Source organism: Pseudomonas sp. Ost2 (assembly GCF_018326065.1).
Classification (GTDB): domain Bacteria; phylum Pseudomonadota; class Gammaproteobacteria; order Pseudomonadales; family Pseudomonadaceae; genus Aquipseudomonas; species Aquipseudomonas gingeri.
Genome location: NZ_AP021904.1, coordinates 3,357,040 through 3,367,027, shown reverse-complemented (window position 1 = coordinate 3,367,027; position 9,988 = coordinate 3,357,040). Strand labels below are relative to the sequence as shown.

Here is a 9,988-nt window from a genome sequence, read left to right as displayed (position 1 = left end):
ATGTGCGAGAGCTTCTTCCCTAGGAGGCTGAAAGATAAGCACTCAAGTGTTTCAAGCAAAGCGCCTTTACCGGCAATTTACCTTCGCATGACGTTCTTCAGCCTTCGACTAAGGCACTGAAGCACAAATAAAAACGGCCTGGACAGAGGCAGGCCGTCAATAATTGTAAAGGCGCTTACCGCAATGCCGCGAGAGCCGCGGCGTAGTCGGGTTCCTGGCCGATATCGGCGACCAGTTCGCTGTGCAGCACCTGGTCCTGTTCGTCGAGGACCAGCACTGCCCTGGCGGTCAGGCCGGCGAGCGGACCATCGGCGATGGCCACGCCGTAATTTTCCCTGAATTCACCGCCACGCAGGGTCGACAGGTTGAGCACCTGGTCCAGGCCTTCCGCGCCGCAGAAACGCGCCTGGGCAAACGGCAGATCGGCGGAGATGCACAGCACCACGGTATTGGCCAGTTCATTGGCCCGGGCATTGAAGGCCCGCACCGATCTGGCACAGGTGGGGGTATCGACGCTCGGGAAGATATTCAGCACTTTGCGCTTGCCGGCGAAGTTGCCCAGGGTGACATCCGCCAGGTCCTTGTCCACCAGGGAAAATGCCGGCGCCCGGGTCCCGGGAAGTGGCAGTTCACCGTCGACCCGGACCACCACGCCCCTGCGCGTCACTTGTGCCATGAACTGAATCCCCCTGAACGGTGTATGAAATAAAGTCGAAGTTAACCACGATACGGTGCGGCGACCTATGTGCAAACACAATTTGTCACACCAGCAGCCGGGCGGACTTGCCCGAAAAGCCCGAGACAGAGCGCCGCACAACGAAAAACGGCCTGGACAAAGCCAGGCCGTCGGGCATCACCGCCGCCGTTACTTCAGAACAGCCAGGGCTGCTTCGTAGTTGGGCTCTTCGGCGATTTCCTTGACCAGTTCGCTGTGCAGGACGTTGTCGTTTTCATCCAGGACCACGACAGCACGAGCGGTCAGGCCGGCCAGCGGACCTTCAGCGATAGCCACGCCGTAGTTCTCGATGAACTCGCGACCACGCAGGGTCGACAGGTTCTGTACGTTTTCCAGGCCTTCGGCGCCGCAGAAACGTGCCTGGGCGAACGGCAGGTCAGCCGAGATGCACAGCACCACGGTGTTGGCCAGGTCGTTGGCCTGGGCGTTGAACTTGCGCACGGAAGTGGCGCAGGTCGGGGTATCGACGCTCGGGAAAATGTTCAGCACTTTGCGCTTGCCGGCAAAGCTGCTCAGGGTGACGTCGGCCAGGCCGCCGCTGACCAGGGAAAAGGCTGGCGCCTTGGAGCCGACTTGTGGCAGTTGACCGTTGACTTGAACCGGATTGCCTTTGAGGGTGACTTGAGCCATGAACGAAATCCTTCCAGACGTTTTTTTGAAGAGGCCGAAGTTAAACACGAAAGTGCCGGGCGACCTATGGGGACGCACAAATTGTCATACGATGCCTTGTTCGGCAAACCTGAAAAACAGCTTTTCAGTGTAGGAACGGGCGCGAAACACCGCCACCCTTCTCTGCGCCGGCAAAACTCGATACAGATCGACCTCTGCTCTGAAAAAACCTATCAGAATCCAGCTCATTCAATGCCAATCGGCGAAATATCTGATCCGTATGAATGAGCTTTTTCTGAGTCTGTTTTGTCCCGTCCTCCATTCCTACAGTTCACGGCATGCCAGGCCAGGGTGGCCTGGCGCGATTTTGCAACCGTGGAAGACTTGACCATGAGCACAGCACCAAACGGACAGGCCTACAACTACAAGGTGGTCCGGCAATTCGTCGTGGCAACGGTATTCTGGGGCGTGATCGGCATGGCAATGGGCGTGCTGATCGCCTCGCAACTGGTCTGGCCGGAAATGAACCTGGACCTGCCCTGGACCACCTTCGGCCGCCTGCGACCGTTGCACACCAGCCTGGTGATCTTCGGTTTCGCCGGCAGCGCCCAGTTCGCCGCCAGCTACTACACCGTGCAACGTACCTGTCAGGTGCGGCTGTACAGCGACGCCCTGGCGGCGTTCACGTTCTGGGGCTGGCAATCGGTGATCGTGGTGATGTTCATCAGCCTGCCGCTGGGCTATACCACTACCAAGGAATATGCCGAAATCGAATTCAGCGGCGCGGTGTGGATGACCGTGGTCTGGATCGCCTACGCCATCGTGTTCTTCACCACCGTGGTACGACGCAAGACCCGGCATATCTATGTCGGCAACTGGTTCTTCGGAGCCTTTATCCTGGTGATCGCCATGCTGCACGTGGTCAATCACCTGTCGATCCCGGTGAGCTGGCTCAAGTCCTATCCGGTCTACTCCGGCGCGACGGATGCCATGGTGCAGTGGTGGTACGGGCACAACGCGGTGGGTTTCTTCCTGACCACCGGTTTCCTCGGGATGATGTACTACTTCGTGCCCAAGCAGGTCGGGCGTCCGGTGTATTCCTATCGGCTGTCCATCGTCCACTTCTGGGCGCTGATCACCCTGTATATCTGGGCCGGCCCCCACCACCTGCACTACACCGCCCTGCCGGACTGGGCGCAGTCGCTGGGCATGGCCATGTCGCTGATCCTGCTGGCGCCGAGCTGGGGCGGCATGATCAACGGCATGATGACCCTCTCGGGCGCCTGGCATAAGCTGCGCACCGATCCGATCCTGCGTTTCCTGGTGCTGTCCCTGGCGTTCTACGGCATGTCGACCTTCGAAGGACCGATGATGGCGATCAAGACCGTCAACGCCCTGTCCCACTACACCGACTGGACCATCGGCCATGTGCACGCCGGCGCCCTCGGCTGGGTGGCGATGATTACCTTCGGCTCGCTGTATCACATGATCCCCAAGGTCTTCGGGCGCGAGCAGATGTACAGCGTCGGCCTGATGAACCTGCATTTCTGGCTGGCGACCATCGGCACCGTCCTCTATATCGCCTCGATGTGGGTCAACGGCATCACCCAGGGACTGATGTGGCGCGCGGTCAACGAGGACGGCACCCTCACCTACTCCTTCGTCGAGGCGCTGCAGGCCAGCCATCCCGGCTTTATCGTGCGATTTGCCGGAGGGGTATTCTTTCTCAGCGGCATGCTGCTGATGGCCTACAACACCTGGCGCACCGTGCGGGTGGCGGATGCCGCCGTGGCCCGGCAAGCAGCGCAGATCGCCTGAACGCACCGGCCATGGAACGCAGGGTGGCCTGTAGCCGGCCACCCGCCTGCTCACACGCGTTCGCGGGGGATCAGGCTCTGCAATTGCACGGCGAGGAAATCGGCATCGAATGCGAAGATGTCCGGGTCTTTCAGGCCATTGGTCTTGCGCCACTGCCAGTCCCCGGTACCCGGCACGCCCACCAGTGAAACGCTGCCATGGCGTGCCGCTGTCAAGCCCACCACCGCCAGGGAAATCGCACCACCGGCGCCCATCACTTCCGGGACGAACTCCACCGGTTTGCCGGCGATATGAATGCTCAGTTTCTGCGTCTTGAAGGTCGAGGTTTCCACCGCGACGCCAGGGCCGAAGGCCACGTAATCCTCGCGCCGCACTTCCAGCAGGCCCGGTGCCTTGACCGGCTCCAGCCAGCGCTCGATATGATCGAACAGCTCGACGATCCGCGCCGTCCAGTGGGCCGACTGGCTGTCGAACAGTTGCTGCTTGTGCGCTTCGCTCTCGGCGTAGTGCCGAAGCATTTCCCCCAGTTGCCGTACATCGTCCATTGAACTGCTCCTCGGGTGAACCTGAATCGAAGCCACGATCATGGCAGATCGCATCCGGGGGCGTACGACTAACTCATGCAGAGCTTTTGCAAGAGAGTCGCCTGCGGTACTCGCCGGGTGTCACGCCCATCACCTTGCGAAAGGCGCTACCCAGGTGCGACTGATGGGCGAAGCCGCAGTCCAGGGCGATCTCCGCCAGTGCCAGGTCGGAGTTCTCGATCAGTTGTCGCGCAGCCTGAACCCGGACCTCAAGCAGGTAGGCATGGGGAGTCATGCCGATGGCACGGGTGAAATCCCGCAGGAAACGCAGTTCCGACTGCCCTTGTTCGGCCGCCAGCCGCGCCAGGCTCAAGGGCTGCGCAAAGGCTTCGGCAAAGCGTTGCAGGATCGGCCCGAAATCACCTGATCGACGGATCGAAACCGGAGCCGTGTCACACAGCCCGACAAAGTCCAGTGCAGCGGCTTCCAGGGCCAGCGGATCGGTGTGCGGATCCAGCAGCAAGCGGCGCAGTTGCCGTCCGCAGGACAGGCCCCGGGCATGACCGGGAATCTCCAGGCGGCGCTGCGTCGGGGCCTGTTCATCCTCGAGCCGCCAGCGCGCCAGCAGGTATTCGCCGCCCCTGGCCGATTCGGAAAACACCTCGACGCCGGGCGGCGTCAGTGCCAGGGTGCCGGGCCAGGTGTCGAAATCCATACGCCGGTCGGAATTGATCGCGTGCACGCCCTGCTGGTGTTCCAGGGCAATGCCCAGGGTCTGCCATTGCACCGGGTCGCGGCCGCTGTAGGCCGAGCGCGGCAGCAACTGCAGGCACAGCCGCCCGTCCAGCAGATGCCGGGGAGGAACTGGAAGCACTGCAGGCCGTTGCCCCGGCATATGAAATTTCCTGATAGATGGGAACTGATGCAGCCGCGCAGACTGCGCAAGGCACCCTTTATCGACACCTTTTATCGACAGGAGCACCACATGCGTACCATCGGCCTTATCGGCGGCATGAGCTGGGAATCCAGCGCCGAGTACTACCGGATCATCAACCAGCAGGTCCGCGCGCGGCTCGGCCCGTTGCGCTCGGCGTCGCTGCTAATGTACAGCGTCGACTTCGGACCTGTCGAACAGGCCCAGCACGCCGGGCGCTGGGACGATGCCGGGCTGATCCTGCAGGACGCCGCGCGGCGCCTGCAGGCCGGTGGCGCCGAGTGCGTGGTGCTCTGCACCAACACCATGCATCGGGTCGCGGAGCAGATCCAGGCCGCGGTAGACATCCCCTTCCTGCATATCGCCGAGCCGGCCGGACACGCCGCCCTCGCGGCCGGGGCACGGACCGTGGGGCTGCTCGGCACCGCGTTCACCATGGAGCAGGACTTTCTCAAGCAGCGCCTGATCGCCCAGGGCCTGGAGGTGCTGGTGCCTGAAGCCGACGAGCGCCAGGCCGTGCACCGGATCATCTACGATGAACTCTGCGTCGGCATCATCAGCGAACATTCGCGCCAGGTGTACCGGCAAGTGATCGCCGGACTGGCCGCCCGCGGCGCCCAGGCGGTGATTCTCGGGTGCACGGAAATCAGCCTGCTGATCAAGCCGGAGCACAGCGACCTGCCGTTGCTCGACACCACCGAGTTGCATGCACTCGCGGCGGTCGATTTCGCCCTGAGCACCTGATATCGCCCCCATGGCGGATGCACCTTGCCAGAGCCGGCTTGCTGGCGATCGCGACGCATCCGTCAGCACGGATGTCGACCGGCAGATCGCTATCGCCAGCAAGCCGGCTCCCACGGGGACCCCGCCAGACGCCTGTCTTGCGCAGACCGGAATCCCGCTGATCGTTCCCCCGCTCTGCGTGGGAACGCCCTTCTGGACGCTCTGCGTCCGGGCAGCCCCCTGCCGTTCAGCCCAGGTTCAGCTATTGTCAATGAAAGCTGTTTAGTAATGAGTATCATTATGTTACAAATTACCATCCACTTTGTAACGGACGCGATTGCCGAATGCTGGTTCCCTTTCTGATCATGTTGCGCGAAGGCATCGAAGCCGCGCTCATCGTTGGCATCATTGCCAGCTACCTCAAGCAGACCGGCCGCGGCCAGTGGATGCCCGCCGTCTGGATCGGGGTCTTTCTCGCCGCCGCCCTCGCCCTGCTGGTCGGTGGCGGCCTGGAACTGATGAGCGCCGAGTTCCCGCAGAAACAACAGGAACTCTTCGAAGGCATCGTCGGCCTGATCGCCGTCGGCATCCTCAGCTCGATGGTGTTCTGGATGCGCAAGGTCGCCCGGTCCATCAAGCATTCCCTGCATGTATCCCTCGATCACGCCCTGGCCGGCTCCAGGCACCAGGTCTGGGCGCTGATTGCCATGGTGTTCTTCGCCGTGGCCCGGGAAGGCCTGGAAACCGTGTTTTTCCTGCTGGCGGTGTTCCAGCAGAGCGAAGGCCCGGGCGCGCCGATCGGTGCCCTGCTCGGCCTGATCCTGGCGATTTTCGTCGGCTTCGCCATCTACACCGGCAGCATGCGCCTGAACCTGAGCCTGTTCTTCCGCTGGACCGGCCTGTTCATCCTCGTGGTCGCCGCCGGCATCCTGGCCAATTCGGTACAGGCACTGCATGAAGCCGGGATGTGGAACCACCTGCAAGCCGTGGTCTTCGATATCAGTGCCACGCTGCCAATGGACGGCCCGACCGGTTCGGTGCTGGCCGGCATGTTCGGCTACCAGGATGCCCCGACCGTCAGTGTCGTAGGCGCCTACCTGCTATACCTGGTGATCGCGCTGGTGATGTTTTTCATCCCGGCCGCGCCACCGGCAACCAAGCAAACCTCTTCCGTTCCCAACCAGTAAGGTTACCCATGTCCAACCCTGCAACTGGCAAACCGCCCCAGGCCTTGCGCTGGGCGGTAGCCGGCTCGGTGATCGTGATGATCGCGGCCGGTGGACTGTTCTACTACGCCTCGCAACTGGCAGCGAGCAAACGCCAGGGTCATCACAACGAAATCACCGTCAGCATCCTGGCCCATAGCTGTGAACCGAATGCACTGACCGTTCCAGCCGGGCTGAACAGCTTCCGTATCCTCAACAAGTCGGATCGCGCAGTGGAGTGGGAAATCCTCGACGGCGTGCTGGTGGTCGAAGAACGCGAGAACATCGCCCCCGGCCTGAGCCAGGTGATCAACGCCAATCTCGCCCCCGGCGACTACGCGATTACCTGCGGCCTGCTGAGCAATCCCCGTGGCACGCTGCACGTGACCCCGACCGCTGCCTCTGACGCGGCCGCCCAGGCGCGTCCGTCGATGACCGCTTTTATCGGACCGCTGTCGGAGTTCCGCGTCTACCTGAGCACCCAGGGCAGCGCCCTGATCAAGGCGGTCGACGCCCTGCAACAGGCCATCGCCGCCGGCGACCTGAGCCAGGCCCAGGCGCTGTATGTGCCGGCCCGCGCCGCCTATCAGCGCCTGGCACCGGCCGCCCAGCGCTTTTCCGAACTGGACAACGGTATCAACGCCCGCGCCGACTACTACGAAAAGCGCGAGCAGGACCCTGGCTTCGGCGGCTTCCACCGCATCGAATACGGCCTGTTCCAGCAACGCAACCTCGATGGTCTGATGCCCACCGTGCAGCGTCTGCAGGCCGATGTGATCAGCCTCAAGCAACAGTTGCTGGCCCAGTCGCTGCCCCCGGAACAGTTGGTCAGTATCGTCGCCCGCAGCATGCACAGCATCGCCGAGACCCGCGGCAGCAGCGGCGAGGAAGAACGCTACAGCCATGTCGACCTGAATGGTTTCGCCGCCAACCTGCAAGCCACGCGCAAGGTCATCGACCTGCTGCGGCCGTTGCTGGCGAAGTCGGCCGCCGACCTGCTGCCCAAGCTCGACAACGCCGCCGTTGCCCTGGATGCCGAATTCAACGGCCTGCGCACCGCCGACGGCTATGTCGCCTATGACACCGTCAGCGCCGAACAGCGCAAGCAGCTTGCCGACAAGGCCAAGGTCCTGGCCGATGCACTCGATGGAATCGATCCCGCCCTTGGCCTTTCCGGCCTGTAATCAGCAGACGACCCGAACATGAGCGATTCATCACAGCGTAACAACGAGTTTTCCGCCGACCGCCGCCGCGTTCTGCTGGGCATGGGCGTAGCCGGCGCGGCCATTGCCGGCAGCGCCCTGAGTTGTCCGGCCATGGCGGCGTCACAGGGCCAGGCCGGTCAAGCCCAAGTAGCTCAAGCCCAGGTAACCCAGGCTCCGAGCAGCGACAAGACCCAGGACCGCCACGATTTCCATGGTCAGCACCAGACCGGCATCGTCACGCCGCGTCCGGCAGCCGGCATGATCGTCGCCTTCGACGTCCTCGCCAGCGACCGCAAGGACCTCGAGCGCCTGTTCCGCACCCTCAACCAGCGCATCGCCTTCCTGATGACCGGCGGCGCGGTGAAGCAGGTCGACCCGAAGCTGCCACCGGTGGACTCCGGGATCCTCGGCCCGGTCGTCACCCCGGACAACCTGACCATCACCGTCTCCGTCGGCGACTCGCTGTTCGATGAGCGTTTCGGCCTGGAGGCCGCCAAGCCCAAGCGCCTGAGCCGGATGGTCGGTTTCTCCAACGACGCCCTGCAGCCGGACCTGTGCCACGGCGACCTGAGCATCCAGTTCTGCTCCAACACCCCGGACACCAACATCCACGCCCTGCGCGATATCGTCAAGAACACCCCGGACCTGCTGCTGGTGCGCTGGAAGCAGGAAGGCTCGGTACCGCCCCAGGCCCCGGCCAAGCCCGGCGAACCGGCCCAGAGCGCACGCAACTTCCTCGGTTTCCGTGATGGTTCGGCCAACCCGGACTCCAACGACGGCAGCGCCATGGACCGTATCGTCTGGGTCCAGCCCGGCAGCGACGAACCGGCCTGGGCCGCCCACGGCAGTTACCAGGCGGTACGGATCATCCGCAACCTGGTGGAACGCTGGGACCGCACTCCGCTGCAGGAGCAGGAAAGCATCATCGGCCGGGTCAAGAGCTCGGGCGCGCCCATGGACGGCCAGAAAGAAACCCAGGTACCGGACTACGCCAAGGATCCCGAAGGCAAGCTGACCAAGCTCGATGCCCATATCCGCCTGGCCAACCCGCGTACTGCCGAAACCCAGCGCAACCTGATCCTGCGCCGGCCGTTCAACTACTCCAACGGCGTGAGCAAGAACGGCCAGCTGGAAATGGGCTTGCTGTTCATCTGCTACCAGGCCGACCTGGAGCAAGGTTTCATCGCGGTCCAGACACGACTCAACGGTGAGCCCCTGGAGGAATATCTCAAGCCGATCGGCGGCGGTTATTTCTTCACCTTGCCGGGAGTCACCGGCGATCAGGATTTCATCGGTCGCTCGCTGCTATCTGCAACACCACAAAAAACCACTGCTTAACCCTTAACTCACGGAAACGTCCCATGAAGAAGTCGCCTCTTGCTTTGTTGTTGGCCGTCGGCCTGCTGCACACTCCGCTCTCGGCTTTTGCGGCCACTGCGCCCCTGGACCTGGTGGGGCCGGTTTCGGACTACAAGATTTACGTGACTGAACAGCTCGACGAGCTGGCCAGCAAGACCCAGCAGTTCACCGACGCCGTGAAGAAAGGCGACCTGGCCACCGCCAGGAAGCTCTACGCACCGACCCGCGTCCACTACGAGTCGATCGAGCCGATCGCCGAGCTGTTCAGCGACCTCGACGCCGCCATCGACTCCCGTGTCGACGACCACGAGAAAGGTGTCAAGGCCGAAGACTTCACCGGTTTCCACCGCCTGGAGTACAGCCTGTTCTCCGAAAACTCCACCCAGGGCCTGGGTGACCTGGCCGATGGCCTGGACAAGAACGTCAAGGACCTGCAGGCCCGCGTCGCCGGCCTGACCTTCCCGCCGGAGAAAGTCGTCGGTGGCGCCGCCGCCCTGCTCGAAGAAGTGGCCGCGACCAAGATTTCCGGTGAAGAAGACCGCTACAGCCACACCGACCTGTACGACTTCCAGGGCAACATCGACGGCGCGAAGAAAATCGTCGACCTGTTCCGTCCGCAGATCGAGAAGCAGGACAAGGCCTTCGCCGCCAAAGTCGACAAGAACTTTGCCGCTGTGAACAAGATCCTGGCCAAGTACAAGACCAAGGACGGCGGTTTCGAGACCTATGACAAGGTCAAGGACGCTGACCGCAAGGCCCTGGTGGGTCCGGTCAACACCCTGGCCGAAGACCTGTCGACCCTGCGCGGCAAGCTGGGCCTGAACTAAGGCTCATGTGACCTCCAGGCGATGCAATGTCGCCTGGAAGGCCACGCT

11 protein-coding genes are annotated in these 9,988 nt (G+C 62.8%); 7 read left to right on the top strand and 4 right to left on the bottom strand.

Going from position 1 to position 9,988, the window contains the following annotated elements; all coding sequences use genetic code 11:
* Positions 1-175: 175 nt before the first annotated feature.
* Together tpx (KI243_RS14945) and tpx (KI243_RS14940) are read right to left on the bottom strand one after the other, a co-directional pair.
* Complete coding sequence (gene tpx, locus KI243_RS14945; protein WP_212811083.1) at positions 176-676, bottom strand: thiol peroxidase; 501 nt, start codon at positions 674-676, stop codon at positions 176-178.
* Positions 677-865: 189 nt separating this feature from the next.
* Complete coding sequence (tpx, locus tag KI243_RS14940) at positions 866-1,366, bottom strand: thiol peroxidase (RefSeq protein WP_177082219.1); 501 nt, start codon at positions 1,364-1,366, stop codon at positions 866-868.
* On the opposite strand from tpx (KI243_RS14940), the gene KI243_RS14935 reads away from it, so the two are divergent.
* Together KI243_RS14935 and ccoN are read left to right on the top strand one after the other, a co-directional pair.
* Complete coding sequence (locus tag KI243_RS14935) at positions 1,358-1,633, top strand: hypothetical protein (RefSeq protein WP_212811082.1); 276 nt, start codon at positions 1,358-1,360, stop codon at positions 1,631-1,633. The two genes, tpx (KI243_RS14940) and KI243_RS14935, sit on opposite strands and share 9 nt — an antisense overlap.
* 102 nt (positions 1,634-1,735) lie before the next feature.
* The gene (ccoN, locus tag KI243_RS14930) at positions 1,736-3,163 is read left to right on the top strand and encodes a cytochrome-c oxidase, cbb3-type subunit I (RefSeq protein ID WP_212811081.1); all 1,428 of its coding nucleotides are present in this window, start codon (positions 1,736-1,738) and stop codon (positions 3,161-3,163) included.
* Positions 3,164-3,213: 50 nt separating this feature from the next.
* Here the strand turns inward: ccoN and KI243_RS14925 are convergent, their stop codons facing one another.
* Together KI243_RS14925 and KI243_RS14920 are read right to left on the bottom strand one after the other, a co-directional pair.
* The gene (locus KI243_RS14925) at positions 3,214-3,708 is read right to left on the bottom strand and encodes a hypothetical protein (RefSeq protein ID WP_177082216.1); all 495 of its coding nucleotides are present in this window, start codon (positions 3,706-3,708) and stop codon (positions 3,214-3,216) included.
* A 73-nt stretch (positions 3,709-3,781) separates the two neighbouring features.
* On the bottom strand, positions 3,782-4,582 hold the full coding sequence (locus KI243_RS14920) for an AraC family transcriptional regulator (protein ID WP_212811080.1): 801 nt from the start codon (positions 4,580-4,582) through the stop codon (positions 3,782-3,784).
* 90 nt (positions 4,583-4,672) lie between these two features.
* On the opposite strand from KI243_RS14920, the gene KI243_RS14915 reads away from it, so the two are divergent.
* The 5 genes from KI243_RS14915 to efeO (KI243_RS14895) all read left to right on the top strand — a co-directional run bounded on the left by KI243_RS14915 (position 4,673) and on the right by efeO (KI243_RS14895) (position 9,940).
* The gene (locus tag KI243_RS14915) at positions 4,673-5,365 is read left to right on the top strand and encodes an aspartate/glutamate racemase family protein (protein ID WP_212811079.1); all 693 of its coding nucleotides are present in this window, start codon (positions 4,673-4,675) and stop codon (positions 5,363-5,365) included.
* 323 nt (positions 5,366-5,688) lie between these two features.
* Positions 5,689-6,531 (top strand): iron uptake transporter permease EfeU, encoded by an 843-nt coding sequence (efeU, locus tag KI243_RS14910; protein ID WP_212811078.1) that lies wholly within the window; start codon positions 5,689-5,691, stop codon positions 6,529-6,531.
* Positions 6,532-6,539: 8 nt separating this feature from the next.
* Complete coding sequence (efeO, locus tag KI243_RS14905) at positions 6,540-7,733, top strand: iron uptake system protein EfeO (RefSeq protein WP_177131072.1); 1,194 nt, start codon at positions 6,540-6,542, stop codon at positions 7,731-7,733.
* Between the two features lie 18 nt (positions 7,734-7,751).
* On the top strand, positions 7,752-9,092 hold the full coding sequence (efeB, locus tag KI243_RS14900; protein ID WP_212811077.1) for an iron uptake transporter deferrochelatase/peroxidase subunit: 1,341 nt from the start codon (positions 7,752-7,754) through the stop codon (positions 9,090-9,092).
* A gap of 23 nt (positions 9,093-9,115) precedes the next feature.
* A complete protein-coding gene (gene efeO / locus KI243_RS14895) occupies positions 9,116-9,940 on the top strand; it encodes an iron uptake system protein EfeO (protein ID WP_017127392.1) in 825 nt (274 codons plus the stop codon).
* Positions 9,941-9,988: the final 48 nt, after the last annotated feature.

Bases quoted from the DNA above. Each gene is read 5' to 3' on its own strand.
- tpx (WP_212811083.1), bottom strand. From the start codon at position 676: ATGGCACAAGTGACGCGCAGGGGCGTGGTGGTCCGGGTCGACGGTGAA.
- tpx (WP_177082219.1), bottom strand. From the start codon at position 1,366: ATGGCTCAAGTCACCCTCAAAGGCAATCCGGTTCAAGTCAACGGTCAA.
- ccoN (WP_212811081.1), top strand. From the start codon at position 1,736: ATGAGCACAGCACCAAACGGACAGGCCTACAACTACAAGGTGGTCCGG.
- KI243_RS14925 (WP_177082216.1), bottom strand. From the start codon at position 3,708: ATGGACGATGTACGGCAACTGGGGGAAATGCTTCGGCACTACGCCGAG.
- KI243_RS14920 (WP_212811080.1), bottom strand. From the start codon at position 4,582: ATGCCGGGGCAACGGCCTGCAGTGCTTCCAGTTCCTCCCCGGCATCTG.
- KI243_RS14915 (WP_212811079.1), top strand. From the start codon at position 4,673: ATGCGTACCATCGGCCTTATCGGCGGCATGAGCTGGGAATCCAGCGCC.
- efeU (WP_212811078.1), top strand. From the start codon at position 5,689: ATGCTGGTTCCCTTTCTGATCATGTTGCGCGAAGGCATCGAAGCCGCG.
- efeO (WP_177131072.1), top strand. From the start codon at position 6,540: ATGTCCAACCCTGCAACTGGCAAACCGCCCCAGGCCTTGCGCTGGGCG.
- efeB (WP_212811077.1), top strand. From the start codon at position 7,752: ATGAGCGATTCATCACAGCGTAACAACGAGTTTTCCGCCGACCGCCGC.
- efeO (WP_017127392.1), top strand. From the start codon at position 9,116: ATGAAGAAGTCGCCTCTTGCTTTGTTGTTGGCCGTCGGCCTGCTGCAC.